This is a genomic window from Thalassolituus maritimus (assembly GCF_900156675.1).
Classification (GTDB): domain Bacteria; phylum Pseudomonadota; class Gammaproteobacteria; order Pseudomonadales; family Oceanobacteraceae; genus Thalassolituus; species Thalassolituus maritimus.
In genome coordinates this window covers 270,687-293,400 of sequence record NZ_FTOH01000006.1, presented here as the reverse complement: position 1 = coordinate 293,400, position 22,714 = coordinate 270,687, and the positions used below count along the sequence as shown (strand labels likewise).

Annotated in this window: 22 protein-coding genes; 4 read left to right on the top strand and 18 right to left on the bottom strand. The window is 52.4% G+C overall.

The window, feature by feature from the left end:
• Positions 1–18: 18 nt before the first annotated feature.
• The 9 genes from BW941_RS11550 to BW941_RS11510 all read right to left on the bottom strand — a co-directional run bounded on the left by BW941_RS11550 (position 19) and on the right by BW941_RS11510 (position 9,864).
• On the bottom strand, positions 19–690 hold the full coding sequence (locus tag BW941_RS11550) for an SDR family oxidoreductase (protein WP_068442900.1): 672 nt from the start codon (positions 688–690) through the stop codon (positions 19–21).
• Between the two features lie 174 nt (positions 691–864).
• Positions 865–2,010 (bottom strand): acyl-CoA desaturase, encoded by a 1,146-nt coding sequence (locus tag BW941_RS11545; protein ID WP_076516190.1) that lies wholly within the window; start codon positions 2,008–2,010, stop codon positions 865–867.
• 271 nt (positions 2,011–2,281) lie between these two features.
• Complete coding sequence (gene nqrF, locus BW941_RS11540) at positions 2,282–3,505, bottom strand: NADH:ubiquinone reductase (Na(+)-transporting) subunit F (RefSeq protein WP_068442897.1); 1,224 nt, start codon at positions 3,503–3,505, stop codon at positions 2,282–2,284.
• A gap of 10 nt (positions 3,506–3,515) precedes the next feature.
• Positions 3,516–4,133, bottom strand: coding sequence for an NADH:ubiquinone reductase (Na(+)-transporting) subunit E (gene nqrE / locus BW941_RS11535; RefSeq protein ID WP_245820096.1), 618 nt, complete (start codon positions 4,131–4,133; stop codon positions 3,516–3,518).
• Positions 4,130–4,792, bottom strand: a complete 663-nt coding sequence (locus tag BW941_RS11530) for an NADH:ubiquinone reductase (Na(+)-transporting) subunit D (protein WP_068442891.1) — start codon at positions 4,790–4,792, stop codon at positions 4,130–4,132. Before BW941_RS11530 ends, nqrE begins: the two co-directional genes overlap by 4 nt.
• Position 4,793: 1 nt before the next feature.
• Entirely contained in the window at positions 4,794–5,591 is a 798-nt protein-coding gene (locus BW941_RS11525) for a Na(+)-translocating NADH-quinone reductase subunit C (protein WP_076516188.1), read from the bottom strand.
• Positions 5,581–6,792, bottom strand: a complete 1,212-nt coding sequence (locus tag BW941_RS11520; protein ID WP_076516186.1) for an NADH:ubiquinone reductase (Na(+)-transporting) subunit B — start codon at positions 6,790–6,792, stop codon at positions 5,581–5,583. The genes BW941_RS11525 and BW941_RS11520 overlap by 11 nt, the downstream gene beginning before the upstream one ends.
• Positions 6,793–6,794: 2 nt before the next feature.
• The gene (locus BW941_RS11515) at positions 6,795–8,129 is read right to left on the bottom strand and encodes a Na(+)-translocating NADH-quinone reductase subunit A (protein WP_076516184.1); all 1,335 of its coding nucleotides are present in this window, start codon (positions 8,127–8,129) and stop codon (positions 6,795–6,797) included.
• Positions 8,130–8,418: 289 nt separating this feature from the next.
• On the bottom strand, positions 8,419–9,864 hold the full coding sequence (locus BW941_RS11510) for a glyceraldehyde-3-phosphate dehydrogenase (RefSeq protein WP_076516182.1): 1,446 nt from the start codon (positions 9,862–9,864) through the stop codon (positions 8,419–8,421).
• Between the two features lie 186 nt (positions 9,865–10,050).
• On the opposite strand from BW941_RS11510, the gene mfd reads away from it, so the two are divergent.
• A complete protein-coding gene (gene mfd / locus BW941_RS11505) occupies positions 10,051–13,512 on the top strand; it encodes a transcription-repair coupling factor (protein ID WP_076516180.1) in 3,462 nt (1,153 codons plus the stop codon).
• Complete coding sequence (locus BW941_RS11500; protein ID WP_076516178.1) at positions 13,509–14,492, top strand: CsiV family protein; 984 nt, start codon at positions 13,509–13,511, stop codon at positions 14,490–14,492. The genes mfd and BW941_RS11500 overlap by 4 nt, the downstream gene beginning before the upstream one ends.
• Here the strand turns inward: BW941_RS11500 and BW941_RS11495 are convergent.
• From BW941_RS11495 to BW941_RS17745, 4 genes are read right to left on the bottom strand one after another with little or no spacing between them, the layout of a single operon-like run.
• Entirely contained in the window at positions 14,478–15,230 is a 753-nt protein-coding gene (locus tag BW941_RS11495) for an S-methyl-5'-thioinosine phosphorylase (RefSeq protein ID WP_084188892.1), read from the bottom strand. The two genes, BW941_RS11500 and BW941_RS11495, sit on opposite strands and share 15 nt — an antisense overlap.
• Positions 15,227–16,315 carry a beta-N-acetylhexosaminidase gene (gene nagZ, locus BW941_RS11490; protein ID WP_175607898.1) on the bottom strand — a complete coding sequence of 363 codons (1,089 nt, stop codon included), beginning with the start codon at positions 16,313–16,315 and terminating at the stop codon, positions 15,227–15,229. Before nagZ ends, BW941_RS11495 begins: the two co-directional genes overlap by 4 nt.
• A gap of 7 nt (positions 16,316–16,322) precedes the next feature.
• A complete protein-coding gene (locus tag BW941_RS17750) occupies positions 16,323–16,841 on the bottom strand; it encodes a L,D-transpeptidase (RefSeq protein WP_076516175.1) in 519 nt (172 codons plus the stop codon).
• Positions 16,842–16,856: 15 nt separating this feature from the next.
• Complete coding sequence (locus BW941_RS17745) at positions 16,857–17,498, bottom strand: TetR/AcrR family transcriptional regulator (RefSeq protein WP_076516174.1); 642 nt, start codon at positions 17,496–17,498, stop codon at positions 16,857–16,859.
• 182 nt (positions 17,499–17,680) lie between these two features.
• On the opposite strand from BW941_RS17745, the gene lexA reads away from it, so the two are divergent.
• Both lexA and BW941_RS11470 read left to right on the top strand, forming a co-directional pair.
• Complete coding sequence (lexA, locus tag BW941_RS11475) at positions 17,681–18,280, top strand: transcriptional repressor LexA (protein WP_068436172.1); 600 nt, start codon at positions 17,681–17,683, stop codon at positions 18,278–18,280.
• 50 nt (positions 18,281–18,330) lie between these two features.
• On the top strand, positions 18,331–18,756 hold the full coding sequence (locus tag BW941_RS11470) for a cell division inhibitor SulA (RefSeq protein ID WP_068436174.1): 426 nt from the start codon (positions 18,331–18,333) through the stop codon (positions 18,754–18,756).
• 38 nt (positions 18,757–18,794) lie between these two features.
• Here the strand turns inward: BW941_RS11470 and BW941_RS11465 are convergent, their stop codons facing one another.
• The 5 genes from BW941_RS11465 to htpG form a co-directional block, all read right to left on the bottom strand.
• Positions 18,795–19,067, bottom strand: a complete 273-nt coding sequence (locus BW941_RS11465; protein ID WP_068442867.1) for a hypothetical protein — start codon at positions 19,065–19,067, stop codon at positions 18,795–18,797.
• A gap of 135 nt (positions 19,068–19,202) precedes the next feature.
• Entirely contained in the window at positions 19,203–19,454 is a 252-nt protein-coding gene (locus BW941_RS11460) for a hypothetical protein (protein ID WP_068436843.1), read from the bottom strand.
• Positions 19,455–19,527: 73 nt separating this feature from the next.
• Positions 19,528–19,992 (bottom strand): DUF6586 family protein, encoded by a 465-nt coding sequence (locus tag BW941_RS11455; protein WP_076516173.1) that lies wholly within the window; start codon positions 19,990–19,992, stop codon positions 19,528–19,530.
• Complete coding sequence (locus BW941_RS11450) at positions 19,992–20,570, bottom strand: YfaZ family outer membrane protein (RefSeq protein WP_068442861.1); 579 nt, start codon at positions 20,568–20,570, stop codon at positions 19,992–19,994. The genes BW941_RS11455 and BW941_RS11450 overlap by 1 nt, the downstream gene beginning before the upstream one ends.
• A 195-nt stretch (positions 20,571–20,765) precedes the next feature.
• On the bottom strand, positions 20,766–22,667 hold the full coding sequence (gene htpG / locus BW941_RS11445) for a molecular chaperone HtpG (protein WP_076516172.1): 1,902 nt from the start codon (positions 22,665–22,667) through the stop codon (positions 20,766–20,768).
• Between the last annotated feature and the right edge of the window lie 47 nt (positions 22,668–22,714).

Here is a 22,714-nt window from a genome sequence, read left to right as displayed (position 1 = left end):
TGAATCCCTGAAGGTGACTTACCAAGGTAACGGCTGGCCATTAGAGTGCCAGAAGCTACCTGTTGTTTCGAGGGTCAGGTCGTCAATGCGGGCGGCAATACCTTCTGCGGCCTGCTCTGGCGAGATATCGCCGTTAAACCCAACCATACGTGTCTGTACGAAACCCGGATGAATCTGAGCCACCATTACGCCGTGCTCTTTCAGATCATTCGCGAGGCTTTTACCGATAGCATTGACCGCCGCTTTTGAAGCACGATAGCCGTAGTACGCGCCTGAGGTATTGTCCTCGATTGAACCCATACGGCTGGTGATATTCGCAATCTTAGTGCCTTCAGCCATTAACGGCAGGAGCTCACGGGTCACCATTAGTGGAGCAATGGCATTCACTTCGAACTGTGCGCGAATGCGATCACTGTCGAGATCGTGCAGAGTCTCGTTAGTGAATAAGCCTGCGTTGTTGATCAATACGTCGATGGGATCATCGAGAATCCGGTCCAGTACCATGGCAATGCCCGGCAGTTGCTCTTCATTCGTAATATCGATGTCTGACAGCACCTGATCGGCGATCTCTTCGATCTCGTCGTTGGTTTCGCGACAAACCGCTGTAACTGAGTCACCGCGCGCTTCGTAAAGCTTCGCCAATGCCAGTCCAATTCCCCGGTTTGCCCCAGTAATTACGATGTTTGCCATGATCAGCCCTTCCACAATTTGATAGACGCAAGTCTAACGATTCTGGAATCGCACGTCTTCCCTACTGATACTTTGCAAGCGAAATACAGAAACCTGTATTCAGGTACAATTTAACGGCAATAAAAAAACCGCGCCGAGGCGCGGTTTTTTGAGTTACTCAGAATCTGATCCGCATCAAGCGACAGATGCCTTATATTCAGCCATCAGAGACTTAATACGCTGGCTCTGTTCGTGCAGTTGCTCTTCGAGTTCGTGGTACTGCTGACGGATCGCGTTCTTTTCCCACTTCTCTTTGAGCTGCTTGCGCGTCTCATCGAGTTTTTCGCTCTGTGCTTCTGCCCATTCATTCAGCATGGCGTGGTACTTCTCGTATTCTTTCTCGAGCAGTTCAGTCCACTTCTCAGAATTTTCAGCTTTCGCAAGCTTCTCCTGAGCGCGTTTAAATTGCATCTTCACCATGGCACGACGGATTTTAAAATCCGGAACCGTGCGCAGATTGCTGGTCAGACCCACGTATGAGCAACCTTTAATGAACCACTTGGTTGGGTCCCAGTGGAACCAGCGGATACCGTTACGGTAGTCAGTCTGGAAGATGTGGTGATAGTTGTGATAACCCTCACCATGCGTCAGGAATGCGAAGAATGCATTGTCACGCGCTGTGTTTTCATCCGTGTACGGCTGAGAGCCCCACTTGTGAGCAATCGAGTTGATGAAAAAGGTTACGTGGTGAGTCGTCACGATGCGCAGGAAGCCCGCCAGAAGCAGCATGCCCCATACATCACCGAAGATCAGGCCCAGTGCCAGCGGTACACCAATGTTCATCGCAAACACGATAGGCACATAGTACTTGTACTGCCACATAACGATTGGGTCTTTCATCAGATTCTTCACGTTGGCGAAATCTACGCGACCACTTGGGTATTCGCGAATCATCCAACCCATGTGAGAGAACCACAAACCGCGCTTCGCAGAGTACGGGTCTTTATCCACGTCGTCACAGTGACGGTGGTGTACACGGTGGCCAGAACACCAGTCGAGGATGGTGTTCTCGAGCGCTGCCGCACCCCACAGCGCATACCAGACACGCAGAATCGGGTGGGCATCATAAGCATTATGAGACCAAAGACGGTGGTAACCGCCAGTAATCGCCATGCCGGTAATCCAGGTCAGCACCAGGTAGGAGACCCAGGTTGAAGTTTCGTAGCCATAGGTCATGCCGTACCAAGGTACGAGTGTGACGGCAACGCCTGTCGTCACGATGAACATGATGGTCGCCGTCCAGTTAATGGGGGCTTTTTCTTTCTGTACTGATTTACTCATAGACAACTCAGTTGGTTTACGTCAGTTACTCTACGCAGTGTAGCGATGGAGCATTACACTGTTGCGACATGATACCGGAATTAGTCAGTTATGGATGTCCTGAATCCGGTGTTAAGTCATTGTTTAGTGTAAATATGGCGTCAGATTGGCCCAGTTCAAATAACTCTTTCCATTTAATCAACAGTTCAAGGCCCGAATGCACAACAAGAGTGCCATTTGCGGACATAAAAAAACCGCGCCGAAGCGCGGTTCTCTTTACGGCAACTGGTAATCAGCCACCGAAGTCATCAAGCATGATGTTCTCGGGTTCAACACCCATGTTTTCCAGCATGCTGATCACCGACTGGTTCATGATTGGCGGCCCACACATGTAGAACTCGCAATCTTCCGGTGCCGGGTGATCCTTCAGGTACTCTTCATACAGTACATTATGGATGAAGCCGGTCAGACCTTCCCAGTTATCTTCTGGCTGAGGGTCAGACATAGCAACGTGCCATTCGAAGTTGTCGTTCTCTTCGGCAAGCTGATCGTATTCATCCTGATAGAAGAGTTCACGCAGCGAGCGTGCACCGTACCAGAAGCTGATCTTACGCTTAGAGTTCAGACGCTTCAGCTGATCGAAGATGTGTGAACGCATTGGCGCCATACCAGCACCACCGCCCACGAACACCATTTCAGCGTCAGTATCTTTCGCGAAGAATTCACCGAATGGACCGTATACCGTCACTTTGTCGCCTGGCTTCAGGTTGAAGACGTAAGACGACATGATGCCCGGGTTAATGCCTTTGCTGCCCGGAGGCGGCGTAGCAATACGGATGTTGAACTTAACAACGCCCTTCTCTTCCGGATAGTTCGCCATCGAGTAAGCACGGATGGTGTCTTCTTTGTTGACCGCTTTCAGATCGAAGAAGCCGAAACGCTCCCAGTCACCGCGGTACTCTTCTTCGATGTCGAAGTCAGAGAAGTTAATCTCGTACGGAGGACACTCAAGCTGAACGTAACCGCCGGCACGGAAGTCAACGTTCTCCCCCTCAGGCAGTTCAAGCGTCAGCTCCTTAATAAAGGTCGCAACGTTCGGGTTAGATACAACCGTGGTTTCCCACTTCTTAACACCGAAGACCTCTTCAGGAACTTCCACTTCCATATCCTGCTTAACCGGTGCCTGACAAGACAGACGCCAGCCTTCACGGGCTTCACCCTTAGTGAAGTGCGACGCTTCTGTAGGCAGCATTTCACCACCACCAGATTTCACGATGCACTTACACTGCGCACAGGTACCGCCACCGCCACAGGCTGATGACAGGAAGATATTATTGGCTGCCAGTGTGTTCAGCAGCTTGCCACCGGCTTCTGTTTCAACGGTACGCTCACCGTTCACCAGGATTTTTACCTTACCGGAGTTAACCAGCTTGCTGCGAGCACCCAGGATGATGAACACCAGTGACAGTACAATCACGGTGAACATCACAACGCCGAGTATGATTTCTATATCCACAACCGACTCCTTACAGTGATACGCCAGAGAATGACATGAAGCCAAGAGACATCAGGCCAACCGTCATAAAGGTAATACCCAGACCTTCAAGGCCTGCCGGTACGTCGCTGTACTTCAGCTTCTCACGGATACCTGCCAGTGCAGTAATCGCCAGTGCCCAACCGACACCTGCGCCCACACCGTAGACCGTTGATTCACCAAAGCTGTAGTCACGCTCAACCATGAAGAGTGATGCACCGAGAATCGCACAGTTCACCGTAATCAACGGCAGGAATACACCCAGCGCGTTGTACAGTGATGGGAAGTACTTATCGAGCACCATCTCAAGGATCTGAACCATCGCCGCGATAACGCCGATGTAGGTCAGCAGACCCAGGAAGCTGAGGTCGACCTGAGCAAACTCTTCACCGGCCCACGCCAGCGCACCTTCTTTCAGAAGGTAGGTATAGATCAGGTTGTTAACCGGCACGGTAATCGCGAGTACAACAACAACCGCGATACCGAGACCGAGAGACGTCTGAATCTTCTTCGAGATCGCGAGGAAGGTACACATCCCCAGGAAGAAGGCCAGCGCCATATTTTCAACAAAGACTGCCTTAACCAGCAGGCTGATATAGTGTTCCATCAGTGACCTCCGCTGTGTTCAGTGTTTGGCAGAATTTTAAATTCAGACTCTTCCACCTGATCTTTCTTCCAGGTACGCAGTACCCAGATGAAACCACCGATGATGAAGAAGGCTGAAGGTGGCAGCAGCAGCAGACCGTTAGACTGATACCAGCCACCGTCGGTGACCAGAGGCAGAATCTCGAAGCCCAGCAGCTTACCCGCACCAAAGAGTTCACGAATCACCGCAACCGTGATCAGTACCACCGAGTAACCAAGGCCGTTACCAATACCGTCGAAGAAGCTCAGAACCGGGCCATTTTTCATAGCGAAGGCTTCTGCGCGACCCATTACGATACAGTTGGTGATGATCAGACCAACGAATACCGACAGCTGCTTACTGATTTCATAAGCGAAGGCTTTCAGTACCTGGTCTACCACGATTACCAGCGAGGCAATGATGGTCATCTGTACGATAATACGGATGTTGTTCGGAATGTGATTCCGGATCAGTGCGATACCTGTGTTAGACAACGCCGTTACCGAAGTCAGTGCCAGACACATTACCAGTGTCACCTGCAGACTTGTGGTTACCGCCAGTGCAGAACAGATACCAAGGATCTGTACGGCAATCGGGTTCTTACTGAAGAGCGGTTCAGTCAGAACAGTTTTAATCTGTGACATCTCAGGCTCCCTGTTCTTTCAGTTTGGTTAGCAGACTGCCGAAAGCACGGTCGCCTACCCAGAAACGCACGAGGCTGCTTACACCACGGCTTGTCAGAGTAGCACCAGAGAGTCCATCGACCTGATATGGGTTACCCGGCTCCGCAGGCCCCTTCACAACTTTGATAGCAACGTCGCCGCTGTCGTCGTAAACCTCTTTACCTTCCCAGATCGCTTTCCACGATGGGTTGTCGACTTCACCACCCAGTCCTGGTGTTTCTGCGTGAGAGTAGAAACCCAGACCAACGATGGTATCCATGTCGCCTTTCAGTGCGATAAAGCCGTACAGCGTCGACCACAGACCGTAGCCGTGAATCGGAAGAATGATCTTCTCGATTTCACCGTTGTTTTCGATCATGTAGATTTCAGCGTACTTTTCCATGCGCTTAATGCTGGCCGGATCTTCATCACCAGACAGAGGCTTGGACAATTCAGGCGTTTTAGAAGCTTTACGCTGATCGTACTTCTGCGGATCAAGACCGGCGGCCTTAATTTCAGCCAGCTCGGCTTCCGTCGCAAAACGACCTTCTTCAAGATTCACGATACGGGTCGTGATTTTCTTGAACTGCTCTTCAACGCTCACGCCTGGCTGCAACATACCTGCAGCTGCCAGAACGTTTTTCTTTTTGTCTTCAACTTTGTTCGCAACCTGCAGTGGTTTCAGTGAAACCGCCGCACCTGCAACAATGATTGCACACACCAGACACAGCAGAACTGCAACGATGAGTGTCTTCTGGATGCTGTCGTTATTAGCTGACACGTGCCACCCTCCGTTTAACGTTTGCCTGAACCACAAAATGATCAATCAGTGGTGAGAACAGGTTAGCGAACAGAATCGCCAGCATCATACCCTCTGGGTAGGCTGGGTTGATCACACGGATCATCACTACCATCACACCGATCAGTGCACCGAAGAACCACTTACCTTTATTGGTCATTGAGGCGGATACCGGGTCGGTTGCCATAAAGAACATACCGAACGCGAAACCACCAACAACCAGATGCCAGTACCAAGGCATCGCAAACAGTGGGTTGGTGTCAGAACCAACGGCATTCAGCAGCAGCGTCATTGCCACCATACCGATCATCACACCGGCGACAATACGCCATGAAGCAATGTTCATCACCAGGAGCACTGCACCACCGATCATAATGGCCAGTGTGCTTACTTCACCCATGGAGCCCGGTACGAAACCAAGGAAAGCGTCCATCCAGGTGATGCCAGATTCAACAACGTTCTGAACGCCGCCCTCAGCCGCCAGACCCAGTGCAGTTGCACCTGTGTAGCCATCGGCCGCAGTCCATACCGCGTTACCTGACATCTGAGCCGGGTATGCGAAGAACAGGAAAGCACGACCCGTCAGTGCTGGGTTCAGGAAGTTTTTACCTGTACCACCGAAGATCTCTTTACCGATCACAACACCGAAGGAAATACCCAGAGCAACCTGCCAAAGCGGAATCGTTGGCGGTAAGGTCAGAGCAAACAGCACCGAGGTTACGAAGAAGCCTTCGTTCACTTCGTGTTTGCGGATAGTCGCGAACAGGACTTCCCAGAAGCCACCTACGATAAAGGTAACGGCATAAACCGGCAGGAAGTAAGCCGCACCAAAGACCATATTATCCCAGAGGCTGGAAGCGTCATGTGCTCCACCGCCAAGCATAGCGATGAGCATTTCACGCCAGCCTTCAAGCGGCGTTCCAGCACCGGCTGCGATGGCGTCGTTCGCCTGCAGGCCAATGTTGTACATACCGAAGAACATCGCCGGGAAGGTACATACCCAAACGGTAATCATGATGCGCTTAAGGTCGATACCATCACGCACATGAGCAGTGTTATTGGTCACGCTTGGAGGCGAATACAGACCTGTATCAATTGCCTCATAAAGCGGATACATCTTCTCAAGCTTGCCACCTTTCAAAAAGTGAGGCTCGAGGCTGTCGAGCATACTACGCAGGCCCATAATTAACCCTCCGCTTCAATTCTGGTGAGGTTCTTACGCAGAATTGGACCGTATTCGTACTTACCTGGGCAGACGAAACTGCACAGTGCGAGGTCCTCTTCATCCAGCTCCAGTGCCCCCAGAGCAATGGCACTTTCCATGTCCTCAACGATCAGCGCGCGCAGCAGCTGAGTTGGCAGAACATCAAGTGGCATAATGCGTTCGTACGTACCGATCGGCACCATAGCCCGCTCAGAGCCATTCGTGGTCGTGGTGAAGTCGAACATCTTCTTCATCAGTTTGGTAACGTAGATCGGCATCGCAGAGAAGCGATCAAAACCTGGACGCAGATAGTGCAGCATCGGACGCTCACGGCCCTCTTCCAGCACGGATACCTGGGTGTGGTAACGACCAAGGAAGGCAAGATCACCGGCAGCGTTACGGCCACCGAATACAGAACCAGAAATAATACGGTTCTCGCCGTCTTTCAGCTCACCTTTAGTCAGCTCGGCAAGAGAAGCACCGACCTGAGTGCGAACCAGACGTGGGTTCTTCACCTGAGGGCCAGCCAACGCGATAACGCAATCCGTGTTCAGCTTACCCGTAGTAAACAACTTACCGATCGCAATCACGTCCTGATAGCCAATACTCCACACGGTACGGCTTTCACTCACTGGATGCAGGAAGTGAACATGCGTACCCGTCAGGCCCGCTGGGTGCGGACCACCAAATTCTTCAGCCTGCTCAACACCCGCGCTTGGTACAGACGCGCCTGGTGCTTTACACACGTAGGTTTTACCATCAGTGAGGCGACTGATGATCGTAACACCTTGTTTGTAGGCTTCGGCATCGGCACTGATCACAACCTGAGGATCAGCGGCCAGAGGATTGGTATCCATCGCATTGATAAAGATGGCCTCTGGGCGGCTACCCAGTTCTGGCACCTTAGAGAAAGGACGGGTACGCAACGTGGTCCACAGACCCGATGCCACCAGATTCTTCTCGATGTCGCCTGCACTCAGAGTCGCAAGTTTGTCAGCTGGATAACTGTCGAAGGTTTCTTCGTCGTTGCCATCAATCTCTATAACGACGGAGAGGAGTACACGGCGTTCGCCGCGGTTGATGGCTTTTACCACACCAGAGGCCGGGGCGACGTACTGAACGCCATCGGTCTTCTTGTCAGTAAATACCACCTGGCCTTTCTTGACTCGATCACCTTCCTGAACAGCCATCGTTGGCTTCATACCAACGAAGTCCGGACCGACTACGGCTACCTGAGTAACCTTAGGACCGTCCGAAATTTTCTGTTCAGGGCTACCGGTGATTGGTAAGTCGAGACCTTTTTTAATGTTGATCATATGCCTCGCCTAATCACGTTTGGATTCTGTCTTCCTCAGGCGTACAGAAATACACTTTGAGGTATCGGGTACCACAAAGCGTAGATTCACGCACGGACCTGTGCGGAGACTACCCATTTCCCAAGTAAAAAATCGCGCTAAGTATAATGACGCAACTGACTTTTATCCACTGACGTTACGGTCAATCTCACACTAATGGATAATGCCAGCCACGCCCGTACTGGTTTTGTATAAATTCTAGACAAAAAAAAGCCGCTGTCAGACGACAACGGCTTTTTTCTTTTCCGGCTTAACCGCGAGACGGGTAAGTCGGGTACTCAACGCCGCATACCTGCTGCGCGATGCGAACCACCTGACGGCTGTAGCCGTACTCGTTATCGTACCAAACGTAGAGGTTTACACGATTGCCGTTAACAATAGTCGCTTTGGCATCAACGATACCTGCGTGGCTGTTGCCAACGAAGTCAGTTGATACAACCTCTGGAGAGTTAACCCAGTCGATCTGCTTCTGCACAGATGAGTGCAGCGCCTGATCACGCAGGAAGTCGTTAACTTCTTCAGCGCTGGTTTCTTTCTTCAGGTTCAGAGACAGGATCGCCATAGAAACGTTTGGCGTTGGTACACGGATCGCGTTACCGCTCAGCAGACCTTTCAGTTCTGGCAGTGCTTTCGCTACTGCGCTCGCTGCGCCTGTTTCAGTGATTACCATGTTCAGCGGAGCAGAACGGCCACGACGGTCACCTTTGTGGTAGTTGTCGATCAGGTTCTGGTCGTTGGTGTAGGAGTGAACAGTTTCAACGTGACCGTTCTCGATGCCGTACTGATCGTTCATCACTTTCAGTACAGGCGTAATCGCGTTGGTAGTACATGATGCTGCAGACAGGATCTTGTCAGATGCATCGATGTCTTTATTGTTGATACCGTAAACGATGTTTTTCAGGTCGCCTTTGCCCGGAGCAGTCAGCAGTACGCGCGCGGTGCCTTTTGCTTCAAGGTGCTGAGCAAGGCCAGCTTCGTCACGCCATACACCAGTGTTATCGATAACCAGAGCGTTCTCGATACCGAATTCGGTGTAATCAATCTCAGCCGGGTTGTTGGCGTAGATGATTTTGATGTAAGTGCCGTTCGCGATGATGGCTTCGTTTTCGTGGTCGATGCTGATAGAACCACGGAAAGTACCGTGTACAGAGTCACGACGCAGCAGTGATGCACGCTTAACCAGGTCATCACCTTTACCACGACGAACAACGATCGCGCGCAGACGCAGGCCGTTACCGCCACCTTCTTTCTCGATCAGGATACGAGCCAGCAGACGACCGATACGACCGAAACCGTACAGGACAACGTCACGGTTTTCGCTGTCACCCGCTTCGCCGTTCAGGCTAGCCAGTTCTTCAGCCAGGAATTCTTTAACGTCTTTGCCGTTACCTTCGGTGCGATATTTAACCGCCAGCTTACCCAGGTCGATGTGTGCCTGAGCAACATCCATCTCGGTCAGAGCCTGCAGCAGAGGATAGGTATCCTGAACTGACAGTTCTTCGTTTTCCATGTGACGGACAAAACGGTGCGCTTTCAGAAGCTCAATGACTGAGCGATTAATGACCGGACGGCCGTAGATAGAAGAAACGATGCTTTTCTGGCGGTACAGGGTACCAATCAGAGGAATCATTGACTCGGCGATGGCTTCACGGTCCATCCAGTCCTGTAAACAGGCGTCGCGCTGGTCTTTGCTCACGGGGTCACCTTACAAAGAAGTTAATTTAAGAGGAAAAATCGGGGCGGTATTATGCCGATTTTCGAGGCTGCCGACAAATCTTTCGCAGGCGCCGTGCCGCCGCGATTTCATTCGGTTAACAGTGCCCGGTGCTTTGGGTAAACTAGCCGGCCTTATTTGCATCGATCACACCGCTCAGGAGCGCGAATGTCCAGCCCTTTACACCCTGACCTCCCCCAACGTGCAGGTGAACGCCGTTTCTGGGGCCAGCTGACGGGTTCTACCCAGGCCATGGCACTGGCCAGTGCTGCGACTGAACACACGGGGCTGACATTGGTTGTCACCACGGATACCAGCTCGGCGCTGCGCCTCGAAGAAGAGATCCGTTACTTCGCGCCGGATCTTGAGGTCATGCACTTCCCGGACTGGGAGATTCTGGCGTACGACATCTTCTCGCCCCACCAAGACATCATTTCCCAGCGTATTGCGACTCTGAGCCAGCTGCATGATGTCCGCAAGGGTGTGCTGATCATTCCGGTTTCAACCCTGCAGCAGCGACTTCCACCTGCAAGTTTCTATCAGGGCCAGACTTTTGTTCTGGATATCGGCAGTACTTTTGATGTCGACAACACCCGAAGTCAACTTGAGAACGCCGGTTATCATTGCGTTGATACGGTGTATGAGCACGGGGAATACGCAGTGCGCGGCTCAATCGTCGACATTTTTCCTATGGGGCAGCCACTGCCGTTCCGCATAGAGCTGTTCGACGACGAAATTGAATCACTACGTACCTTCGACCCAGACAACCAGCGCACGCTGGATAAAATTGAGCGGGTCAGGATTTTACCAGCGCGTGAGTTCCCGTTAGATACCACGGCCATCCGCACCTTTAAGGCCCGCTGGTTCGACTTCTTCGAACAGGACCCGAAAGCCTGTAGTGTGTATACCGATGTTGCTCAGGGCATTGCTCCGGCGGGTGTTGAATACTATCTGCCACTGTTCTTCAGTGATGATCTCGGCAACCTGTTTGAACACCTGCCAGCCAATACGCTGGTCATCCATGATGCGGGGATCGAAGACGCTGCCAAACATTTCCGTGACGATGTTGAGGCCCGCTATGAAAGTCGTCGCTACGATATTCAGCGCCCTATCGTGCCACCTGCGCAGCTATTTCTGGCGCACGACGAGTTATTCAGCGCGCTGAACAACTACCCTCGTGTTCAATTGCACGATAAAGAGCTTCCGGAACGCGCGGGCGCCGTGGCATTCGAAACTCAGCCTCTTCCTGATCTCACCGTCGATTCGCGACTGGATCAACCACTACAGCGCTTGCAAGCATGGCTGTCAGACGCCGAAGGTCAGGTCTTCTTCTGCGCTGAGTCCGCCGGTCGCCGTGAGGCCCTGAAAGAGTTACTGCAACGCATTAAAGTCCTGCCGGATGAATTTGAACGCTGGCCCGATGCCCTGGTATCAGAGAAGCGCATTCTGATACTGACTGGCCCACTTGAGGCCGGTGCATCGATGACCGATAGGGGTCGACAGATTCACCTGATCACTGAGAACGAATTATTCGGTCAGCGTATCCGCCAGGCCCGCCGTCGCCAGAAGCAGAAAACTGACAGCGATATGGTGATCCGCGACCTGTCAGAGCTGAAGGAAGGCTCTCCGGTGGTTCACCTCGATCATGGTGTCGGGCGCTACACGGGGCTTCAGACACTGGATGCAGGCGGCCAGGTGAATGAGTTCGTTGTGCTGGAATACTCTGGTAACGACAAGCTCTACGTACCCGTATCGAGCCTGCACCTGATTTCCCGCTACGGTGGTGGCGCCGAAGAAACCGCGCCAATGAACAAACTCGGCACCGATAAGTGGTCAGCAGCAAAGCGCAAAGCCGCTGAGAAAATCCGGGACACCGCCGCAGAATTGCTTGATATCTATGCCCGCCGTCAGGCGCGTAAAGGCTTTGCTTTTGACGAACCAGATACCGATTACGAGCGTTTTGCAGCAGGCTTCCCTTACGAAGAAACACCGGATCAGCAAGCAGCCATCGAAGCTGTGATTGGTGATATGTGCTCACCGCGCCCAATGGACCGCCTGGTGTGTGGTGATGTTGGCTTTGGTAAAACCGAAGTTGCCATGCGCGCCGCTTTCATGGCCGTTCAGAGTGGTAAACAGGTCGCCGTACTCGTACCGACTACCCTGCTCGCACAACAGCATTATCAGAACTTTGCCGACCGCTTTGCCGAGTGGCCGGTCAAAGTTGATGTACTGTCGCGTTTTAAGTCCGCGAAAGAAACTCAGGCCGCACTCGATCGGATGCTTGAAGGTAAAACCGACATTGTGGTCGGCACCCACAAGCTCCTGCAGAAAGACGTGAAATTTGATCATCTTGGTCTGCTGATCATCGACGAAGAACACCGGTTTGGTGTCGCTCAGAAAGAGAAAATCAAAGCTTTAAGGGCAGAGGTCGATATTCTCACCTTAACGGCCACGCCGATTCCACGAACGCTGAATATGGCAATGGCGAGCATCCGGGATCTGTCGATTATCGCGACGCCACCGGCCAAGCGCTTAAGTGTAAAAACCTTTATCCGCCAGCAGGACGATACTGTCACCAAAGAAGCGGTTCTGCGGGAAATTCTGCGTGGTGGTCAGGTGTATTACCTGCACAACGAAGTGAAGAGCATTGAGAAGACCGCGCGTGAATTGAGCGAAGCCATTCCTGAGGCGCGTATCGGTGTGGCCCACGGACAGATGTCAGAGCGCGAACTGGAAAGCGTGATGAGCGACTTCTACCACAAGCGCTTCAACATGCTGGTGTGTACCACCATCATCGAAACAGGTATCGATATCCCATCGGCAAACACTATCATCATTGAGCGTGCTGATAAGTTTGGTCTGGCGCAGCTTCACCAGCTCCGAGGCCGCGTCGGTCGCTCACATCACCAGGCGTATGCGTATCTCCTGACACCACCACCGAAGCAGCTCACCAAAGATGCAGAAAAGCGTCTGGATGCTATCGGTGCCTCCCAGGACCTGGGAGCGGGCTTTATGCTTGCGACGCACGACCTTGAGATTCGTGGCGCTGGTGAACTGTTAGGCGATGAACAGTCGGGTCAGATTGAAACGATTGGTTTCACCCTCTATATGGAAATGCTTGAGCAGGCCGTTAATGCGATTCGCGCCGGTAAAGAGCCTTCAGTTGACCTTGCCGCAACGCACGGTGTCGATGTAAACCTGCATATTCCGGCCTTGATTCCGGACGACTATCTGCCAGACGTGAACAGCCGCCTGACGCTCTACAAGCGCATTGCCAGCGCCAAAGACGATCACCAGCTGAAAGAGCTTCAGGTAGAAATGATCGACCGCTTCGGCCTGTTACCTGAACAGGTTAAGAACCTTTTCCGTATTGCGTCACTCAAATTCAAACTGCAACCGCTGGGTATCGCCCGACTCGATGCCAACGACAGTACGGGCAAAATTGAATTCAGCCGTGATACCGAGATAAATCCATTCACTCTGATCAAGCTGGTGCAGACGCGACCGGATGCCTATAAACTGGACGACGGAAACTCGCTGCGTTTCTACGCGAACATGGAAACACTCGACCAGCGTTTCCGCACTATTGATCAACTTCTGACAGATTTACAGAAGGACCCGAATTCGTGAAGACCCTTTCCGCCCTGCTCTCTGCGGGCCTGACACTGAGCATGCTGCCCAGCGTTGTAAACGCGACAGAACATTATCGTGTCGAAGTTATGCTGTTCACTTATCTGGACGAAAACAGTGCCCGCGAGGAACACTGGCCACTCCTTAAGGAGCGCGCAGAGGCGGAAGAAGCTGCAATTGCGGCGGCATTAGAAGAAGACACTTCAGCGATGGCCGAATCAGAGCCAGGCATTGTGAAGTCAGAGGAAGGTATGGCGGGCGACGCCAATCCAGGTGTTCTGCAGGTATCCGCTGAAGAATCGTCAGAGCTTAATCCCGACGCTTCAGACGAGATGAACTCCGCCGAAGAAGATACTGACAGCACGCCTCCGGTAACGCTGCTCGACGACCTCGAATTCGCCAACGCCGTTAATCGCTTTGGCTACCGCAGCGATATGAAAGTCGTGTGGCACCAGGCCTGGATCGAAGAACTTCAGGATTCAGCCAACGCCTACGATCACGAAGTAACCGCCAGTTACGAAGAAGAGAACTTCCGTATCGATATCAGCGGTAGCTTCAACCTGTACCGTAGCCGTTACATTCACATCCGCCCGGATCTTGAAGTAGACCAGCTGATCTTCACCATTCCGGATGATGCACCACTGTCTGGCGAGACTAATGACAATACCGATGAAGGCGCCATGACCATGGCCGTCACCTCTGACAGCATTAGTAATTCGGAAGCCCTTCCTGGGGTTGAAGGTCAGATGACGATCCTTCCCTCGGATCAAGGGATCACCAATGAGCCTGTGGCTGAACCTGAGCCAGAATGGATTCCGCTGCGCGCAGCAAAAATTGAGCGTAGCCGCCGCATGCGCAGCGGTGAGGTCCACTACCTTGATCACCCTCTGGTAGGTATGGTCGTTAAGGTAACGCCTTATGAGGTGCCAGAAGAGGCCTCAGAAGAAGCCCCAGAGAGCGAAGCTTCAGATCAGGGATAATGAAGCTGCGATAATATCGCGGACTTCACTCATTCCTGAGTCGATCACGGCGCGTATCTCATCCATGGTAATCAGGTCGTCGCTCTTTCCGGCGGCCGGATTCACTACCAGACAGATACTCGCGTAAGGAATACCCAGCTCCCTCGCCAGCGCTGCTTCAGGCATGCCCGTCATACCGACCAGATCACAGCCGTCTCTTTCGAGACGATTAATCTCAGCGATAGTTTCTAATCTTGGCCCCTGTGTCGCCGCATAGACCCCGAAATCAAGCGCGTCGACTGAACATTCTGATGACGCTTTAACAAGCGCATAGCGCAATGTCTCGTCATACGGATGCGTGAGATCAATATGTTCAAGCGGACGGTACTCACCATCAAAAAAAGTACTTTCGCGCCCCCAGGTGTAATCAACCACCTGATGAGGAATCACAATTTTGCCTGAACCCATGTCCGGGTGAATACCGCCCACAGCATTCACAGCAATGATATGAGTAACACCCTGCGCCTCTAATGCCAGCAGGTTAGCGCGGTAGTTAATCTTATGAGGAGGGACTTTGTGAGGATGCCCATGCCGCGCTAGAAACACGACCTCCTGCTCCCGCCAGCGCCCGACTGACAGCGGTGAAGATGGCTGTCCAAGGTCAGTCGTTACAGCCAATGTCTGGCTGATCTCCGGCCCATCAAGCTCGGTTAAGCCGGTGCCGCCAATAACAGCGATTTTACGAGAAGTTGCACTCACAGGTTGTCGTCTCTGATCAGTTGATACGAGCCCAGTATTTTACGGGCCTCGGCCATGCCCTTTTCATCAAGGGCATTAGCCTTGCTATCGGGTTTTAGTGATTCAAGCTTTAAAGCGCCAGTGCCTGCACGGTACAAATCGGCAACGGCACTGACAACATCTCTGGCGGCCTGTCGGTTATTGCAGACCACCAGTGCGTTAGCTCCCGCCTGAGCCGCAGCGATCGACCGCTGATAAAAGTCGCCGCCACTGGCAGCGCCTTCCATGGACAGGTCATCGCTGAAAATGATGCCGCTGAAGCCGAGCTGCTTACGCAGAATGTCCTGCAACCAGACAGAAGAAAAACCGGCGGTATGGTTTGCATCAATGGCAGGATAGACGACGTGAGCAGGCATAATGCCCTGTATCACGCCTTCGCTGATCAGCGTTTTAAAAGGTACCGACTCGGCTTCTAAGGCTTCGGCATCACGCGGGTCGACCGGTAACTCCAGATGTGAGTCCGCTTCAACGGCGCCATGCCCCGGAAAGTGTTTACCAACGGACAACATGCCCGCAGAAGAAAGTCCTTCACACCAGGCTCTGGCTAATGCCGTCACAGTGTCTGCACTATGACCGAAGGCACGATCGCCAATCACCCGCGAAAGATCTCGCTCAATATCCAGAACCGGGGCAAACGTCAGATCAACGCCATGCGCGATTAACTCAGAAGCCAGAAGCTGGCCACCCAAACGGGCAAGCTCGAGCGCTTCCTCTGGGGATTCCGCATAGATTGCTTCATAACGCATCATCGGCTCAAACAGCGTAAAGCCGGAGCGAAAGCGCTGCACACGACCACCTTCCTGATCTACGGTAAGCAGGAGGTCTGGTCTCAACGCGTTTAACTCGCCCGTAAGAGCTTTCAGCTGCTCGGGAGATTCGTAATTGCGCGCGAAAAAAATAAGTCCGGCGATTTCCGGCTGAGTTAAGAAATCACGATCCTCATCCGTCAACGCCGTTCCTTCAATATCGGTAATCACGCCGACATCCTGAGCTAACGCATCCGACACAGCGTATGAATCAGTGGAAGAAACTGAAGACTCGGTCATGGTCATCTCACAAATTGATGCAGGAAATTCGCTGAAAGCTGGCCACCTGAATCCACACCCGGGTACCGGCCTGAATCCGTTCAGCAAGGTCAATCACATCGCTGTTGCGCATGCGAACACAACCATGAGACAAAGGCCTGCCCATAGGTTCAGTATCCGGCGTGCCGTGGATATAGATAAAACGACGCTGGGAGTCGACGTTACCAAAGCGGTTGAGCCCACTCTCCAGCCCCTGTAACCAAAGGATGCGGGAAAGTATCCAGTCCCGATCCGGATGCTCTTCGGCAAGCTCTGAAGAATAGATTTCACCCGTTGAGCGACGCCCACGGAATACGGCGTTCTCTGGCTGATCACGGCCAATAACAGCGCAGATGCGATGCCAACCTCTCGGTGTGCAGCCACTGCCCTCTTCTTCACCCGCGCCATTCAATGCCGTTGACACTGAATACTCGGTAATGCCATCGCGCTCAGTCAGCCGCAGGAGTTGATCCTCGACTGAGATCTCAATAAACGGAAGATCTGACATCTGCTGACGCGTTCCTTAGTTACCCGCAGGTGACTTCAGCCCGCTGGCGAGGAATGGCAGCAGCTGATCAATAACATCCGGCGTAGTAGTGGGTTTACCGAAATCATGCTCCGCCATCGCGGTCAGAGAATCAACCCCGTTCAGTGTGAACATAGTCGCACCCAGCATGAAATGAACCCGCCAGAAGCGGTCTTCGTCGGAGAGCTCCGGCGTCGCCCGGGTAAGAAGATCCGAATAGCGGCGAAATACATGACCATACTCCACGCGCAGAAAACGACGTACATGGCCCTGACCCTGACTGTAGGCAAGCCCCAATAAACGCATAAAGATACGCAGACGTTCAGGCCGGTCTGCCCCCGAACGTAATGCGGTGTCAGATAAGAGCCGCAATAAAGACATCAGGTCAGCGGGTTGTTCGCCCTGCTCTGCATCGCAGGTATTGAGCGCCTTATCGAGTTCAGCGACAAAGGGCGTCAGAAAGCGGGCAAAGACAGCCTGTATCAGAGACTTTTTAGAGCCAAAGTGATAATTCACGGCAGCCAGATTCACATCAGCCTTAGTCGTAATATTACGCAACGAAGTCTCCGCGAAACCCCGTTCTGAAAACAACTCTTCTGCAGCATCGAGAATGCTGCGCGCGGTATCTTTCTGCGCCATAGTGCCTTATCCAACTAACAAGTGTTTCAAACATACGTTTAAAACACTTAACACGCAACAATTGCAGCAATTCGGGGAAAATTCCGTCAGATCTGAAATTAGACGGCACTGGGTATTTACACAGTAGAAGGTACTGTATATATTTACACACACTGTATAAATCAACAGACTGGATAAATGTCATGGAAAAGCTCACGGCTCGCCAGCAGGAAGTTCTTGACCTGATTCGCTCAGCCATTGACGAAACAGGCTACCCGCCGACGAGAGCAGAAATTGCCGCAGAACTTGGCTTCCGCTCACCGAATGCAGCAGAAGAACACCTGAAAGCACTGGCACGCAAAGGTGCCATTGAGATGATGCCTGGCGCCAGCCGTGGCATTCGCATCGTCGGTGAAGACTCTCCGGGGCTGCCGGTAATCGGTCGCGTTGCAGCCGGTGAGCCTATCCTGGCTCAGGAGCATATTGAAGATTACTGCGAAATTCCGCCGTCGTTCTTTAAGCCGGAAGCGAACTTCCTGCTCGAGGTGCATGGCGACAGCATGATCGACATCGGCATCATGGATGGCGATTACATCGCAGTGCATAAAGCAGAGACCGCACGCAATGGTGACATCGTGGTTGCCCGCGTCGGTGAAGAAGTAACCGTTAAGCGATACCACAAGAGCCGCAATCAGGTAACTCTGTTTGCTGAGAACGAAAATTACGCCCCGATTGAGGTCAACCTGAAAGAGCAGGAATTTGCGATTGAAGGTAAATACGTAGGTGTTATTCGTCGCCAGTAACGCGACCGACCAGAGTAACAGGTAAACGGTACACGACAGGAGAGATTGTTATGCGTCAGTTATCTTTCGAAGTATGTCCAGAAGCAGCACCACTCAGCTCTGCGGCACCCGTCAGAAGCGTGCCTAAAGGCAGTATGACGGAAGTCATTGTGTCTGAAGGCAGTGCATTACAACCCTTCCAGCTGTTGCCTGTGCTGGCTCTGTGCAGCGACCAGAAACGTTGGTTGATGTGGCTGAGCCCAAGCCAGAATCTGAACAAACAATGGCTGGCAAAAGCGGGCATCAGCGACTCTCCGGTACTTCACCTGAATACTCAAGTCGCTACTCAGTTTGACTTGTGTATCAAGGCGCTGAGATCAGGTAAAAGCCATTTGATTGTTGAGTGGTCAGGCGAACTCGCGGCAGATACCCGTCAACTGCTACGCCGTGTCGCAGAAGAAAACGGATCACACCTGTTCATTGTGCGTGGAGAATAAGACACTACCAGCCGGAGCTGGTAGTTGATCCGCCCGAATTACTGAGCAGTAGTAGCCGCAGGAACGTGCACAACGGCACCTTTTTCGTGCAACTCAACAACACGATCCAGTCGCTCAAGGGCTTTTTCCAGCGCGTCCTGGTTGTTCTCCATCGCTTTAATGGCATCTTTTGTTTCTTCGAGCGCGGTGCGCGTCTGCTCACGGGCTTCAGTGTATGCCTGAACGAGTTCAGAACTTTCTGGCTCATCGCTGCACGCGGTGATCAGTGAAGCGGAAAGTACTACAGTCGAGAGTGCTACTAGCTTTTTCATTCTCATCCTCAGAAATCAATTTTCACAAGTACACCCGTTAACAGGGCTTTAGTTAGGATACTGAAATTCAAAAAAAAATCCGGTATCAGTTGCCCGATACCGGATTTTTTTATGAATTTGTCTGCCAGGGACAAATCAATGCAGGTGCTGACTGCTCTGCGGCACCTCAAAGTCGTCACTCTCGACTTCCATCCCAGACAGATCGCCCACGAGGCGCACGCCAGCCTCGAGCATTACTCTGGCCACATCCATATGGTGCTCCTGGAGACTTGCTTTCGCATCTTCAGAGAAACAGATACGAACCAGCGCATCGCTGTCCTGTTCGTCGGCACGACGCAGGGCAATGTCACCATTGGATAACTCTACAATTTCGAAAAAACCAGCCATAAGTGCCTCTTCGTTTCTGAGCGCGGATGATAACACAGGGGGGTGACGCTTTATACGAGAGTCACTGGGAGAATCAGCTTTCCTGCCGATTCTCACGCTGACTATCGATCAGGTCAGACAGATGCTGCCACCAGGACTGTGGCTGTATGTCATCGCTCTGTGCAACGGCAATGACATTGACCGCACCCGCTGCCTGCGGGTTTCCAGCCGGGCCCGGACGCCAACGCGTTTCTGCCTCACGCAGAAATGCACTCAACCATGAGTAAGGGTCCTCGGCCAGAATCCGAATCTCGGTCATTTCACCGGTCACCAGAGGTGTCTTGTTCAGAAGATCTGAAAATGAACTGACTTCGCCGCGGTAAGTAGCAAGCGTCGCCAGCTCATTCAGATACGAAATAAAGGCATCCTGCATAAGGTACAGGCCTGAGGTCTCAAGCCCTTCAGCAAGTGCCGGGTTACCGGTTTCGCGACGCGACTGCTCCAACAGCAATCGTGCCTGATAGAGTTTCTGGTTGGTGAAGCTCAGCCACTGACTCATCAGAAGTTCAGCTTCAGGCCGAGGTGCAGACCATCGCCGATCTTATGACGACCGCTCTGATCATCAAAAGAAACCGAGGTCATGCGGAAGCCTGTGTAAAGGTGGGCCGTCGGCAGAATATTAAAGTGCAGACGCAGATCTGCATCGACAAAGTTATTCACGTCACTGAATGACACAACCGGCGGCGCGTAGTACACATGACCACTCACACCAAAGTTACGGTTGAACGGGAAGTTGTAACGGGCAAAGCCGCCTACACCAATGGCGGCTCCGTCATTGTCATCAGTGAATATGCCGTAAGCATTGGCGCCAACACCGATATACAGGTCTGAATTCGGATTACGGACATCCACCACATGAACGCCACCCGAGATGATGTCGCCCTGGTCACTCTCGTGCAGAGCCGCCAGGTTCAGGTGCATACCGGTATCCATGCGGGTGGCATCCCAGCCAACGCGAGCAGTAGTGTCCGCCAGGCTGATATCTAAAGATCCCCCAGCCATCGCAGAAGTAGAAATTGCAGCGACTGACGCTATAGCAGCCAGAGAAATGCGACGGGCCAACGTAAGTGTGTTCATCGTGGTACGGCGTCCTGTTTTTAGTAATAGATGTTCAGTAATAGAATTCTTATCGGTCTATGATACCAGCGTGTCTGTCGTTGGGAAAAGTACGCCAGAGACAGGCATGGTGACCTAGGTGTTGAGGAGTGTACGGGAGTGTCAGGAAAAATGCTCACACACCAGAAGCGCATGAGCATTTTGTTAAGGCAAGGCTTACTTCATCAGATCAAGCAGCAGCTTGTTCAGGCGGGTAACGTACTGAGCGGGTTGCTTCAGTTGACTGCCCTCTGCAAGCTGGGCCTGCGCGTGAATGACCTGTGCCAGTTCGGCGAAGCGATCTTCGTCCGCTTCCTGATCAAGGCGCTCAATCAATGGATGTGACGGGTTCACTTCGAGTGCAACTTCAGGCTCTGGCACCTTCTGACCAGCAGCTTCCATCAGGCGACGCATATGACCACCCATGTCGTACTGGCCAACCACGAGGCATGCGGGAGAATCTGACAAGCGCGAGCTGACACGGACTTCTTTAACGTCGTCTTTCAGCGCTGCTTCCAGACGCTCAATGAGTGCTTTGTGCGACTCTTCGAGTTGCTTCTGCTCTTCCTTTTCGGACTCGTCAGCCAGCTCATCAAGATCCAGCTCGCCCTTGGTAACATCCTGGAATGCTTTGCCATCAAAGTCACTCAGGTGGCCGACCATCCACTCATCAACTCGATCTGTCAGCAGCAGTACCTCAATACCTTTTTTACGGAAGTATTCGAGGTGCGGGCTGGCTGCAACAGCGTCGTGATTTTCGCCAGTGATGTAGTAAATTTTCTTCTGACCTTCGCGCATGCGAGCAATGTAGTCAGCAAGAGAAACGGTCTGCTCCGTGCCTTCGCTCTGAGTAGTCGCGAAGCGGAAAAGACCTGCCACTTTTTCACGGTTGGCGAAATCTTCAGCTGGGCCTTCTTTCAGAACTTCACCGAACTGATTCCAGAAGGTCTGGTACTTCTCAGCGTCTTTTTTCGACATTTTTTCGAGTGTATCCAGCACTCGCTTCACCAGTGCTGAACGCAGGCTATCGACTTGCTTATCCTGCTGCAGGATTTCACGAGAGACGTTCAGAGACAGGTCGTTGGAGTCCAGAACACCTTTAACAAAGCGGAGATACGCGGGCAGGAACTGCTCGGCGTCATCCATAATAAAGACGCGCTGAACGTACAGTTTAACGCCACGGCTGGCTTCGCGGTTCCACATATCGAACGGCGCCTGCGCCGGAATATACAGCAGGCTGGTGTAGTTCAGCTTGCCTTCGACCGTGTTATGCATCCATGTCAGTGGTTCGTTCCAGTCGTGGGAAACGTGCTTATAAAACTCTTTATAATCTTCGTCGCTGATGTCGCTCTTAGCGCGGGTCCACATCGCCTGCGCCTGGTTCACAGCTTCTGGAGCGGAGGCATCTTCACCTTCGCCGTCGTCATCATTGCTGTCCTGCTGTACAAATACAGGGATCGCAATGTGATCCGAATATTTCTTGATCAGGTTCTGCAGGCGGAAGCTGTCAGCAAACTCTTCCTCGCCCTCTTTCAGATGCAGGGTGATGCTTGTACCGCGGCCAGCTTTCTCAATTGACTCAAGGCTGAATTCGCCCTCGCCTTCGGATTCCCAACGCGTGCCCTGCTCTGCGCTCTCACCGGCACGACGAGTTTCAACGATCACCTTGTCAGCAACAATAAAGGCCGAGTAGAAACCCACACCGAACTGACCAATTAATTGCGAGTCTTTCTGCTGATCGCCGCTCAGTTGGCTCAGAAATTCAGCAGTCCCTGATTTGGCGATGGTACCCAGATGATTCACAACATCATCACGGGTCATACCGATACCATTATCGGCAATGGTCAGGGTTTTCGCGTCTTTATCAAACGTGATGTCGACTTTCAGGTCTGACTCTGATTCGTACAGGTCATTGTTTGTTAACGCCTGGAAACGCAACTTGTCACAGGCATCCGATGCGTTGGATACCAGCTCACGCAGGAAAATTTCTTTGTTGGAGTACAAAGAGTGAATCATCAGGTGCAGAAGCTGCTTAACCTCTGTCTTAAATCCCAGTGTTTCTTTACTTGCGGCAGTCATTCATCTCTCCTTTCAGACGTGTCAGCCCTTTTACTGTGATCGCCGAT

What these genes read in the sequence shown, in the direction of transcription:
- BW941_RS11550 (WP_068442900.1), bottom strand. Translation starts at nt 690, where the DNA reads ATGGCAAACATCGTAATTACTGGGGCAAACCGGGGAATTGGACTGGCA.
- BW941_RS11545 (WP_076516190.1), bottom strand. Translation starts at nt 2,010, where the DNA reads ATGAGTAAATCAGTACAGAAAGAAAAAGCCCCCATTAACTGGACGGCG.
- BW941_RS11530 (WP_068442891.1), bottom strand. Translation starts at nt 4,792, where the DNA reads ATGTCACAGATTAAAACTGTTCTGACTGAACCGCTCTTCAGTAAGAAC.
- BW941_RS11520 (WP_076516186.1), bottom strand. Translation starts at nt 6,792, where the DNA reads ATGGGCCTGCGTAGTATGCTCGACAGCCTCGAGCCTCACTTTTTGAAA.
- BW941_RS11515 (WP_076516184.1), bottom strand. Translation starts at nt 8,129, where the DNA reads ATGATCAACATTAAAAAAGGTCTCGACTTACCAATCACCGGTAGCCCT.
- mfd (WP_076516180.1), top strand. Translation starts at nt 10,051, where the DNA reads ATGTCCAGCCCTTTACACCCTGACCTCCCCCAACGTGCAGGTGAACGC.
- nagZ (WP_175607898.1), bottom strand. Translation starts at nt 16,315, where the DNA reads ATGACCGAGTCTTCAGTTTCTTCCACTGATTCATACGCTGTGTCGGAT.
- BW941_RS17750 (WP_076516175.1), bottom strand. Translation starts at nt 16,841, where the DNA reads ATGTCAGATCTTCCGTTTATTGAGATCTCAGTCGAGGATCAACTCCTG.
- BW941_RS17745 (WP_076516174.1), bottom strand. Translation starts at nt 17,498, where the DNA reads ATGGCGCAGAAAGATACCGCGCGCAGCATTCTCGATGCTGCAGAAGAG.
- lexA (WP_068436172.1), top strand. Translation starts at nt 17,681, where the DNA reads ATGGAAAAGCTCACGGCTCGCCAGCAGGAAGTTCTTGACCTGATTCGC.
- BW941_RS11470 (WP_068436174.1), top strand. Translation starts at nt 18,331, where the DNA reads ATGCGTCAGTTATCTTTCGAAGTATGTCCAGAAGCAGCACCACTCAGC.
- BW941_RS11465 (WP_068442867.1), bottom strand. Translation starts at nt 19,067, where the DNA reads ATGAAAAAGCTAGTAGCACTCTCGACTGTAGTACTTTCCGCTTCACTG.
- BW941_RS11460 (WP_068436843.1), bottom strand. Translation starts at nt 19,454, where the DNA reads ATGGCTGGTTTTTTCGAAATTGTAGAGTTATCCAATGGTGACATTGCC.
- BW941_RS11455 (WP_076516173.1), bottom strand. Translation starts at nt 19,992, where the DNA reads ATGAGTCAGTGGCTGAGCTTCACCAACCAGAAACTCTATCAGGCACGA.
- BW941_RS11450 (WP_068442861.1), bottom strand. Translation starts at nt 20,570, where the DNA reads ATGAACACACTTACGTTGGCCCGTCGCATTTCTCTGGCTGCTATAGCG.
- htpG (WP_076516172.1), bottom strand. Translation starts at nt 22,667, where the DNA reads ATGACTGCCGCAAGTAAAGAAACACTGGGATTTAAGACAGAGGTTAAG.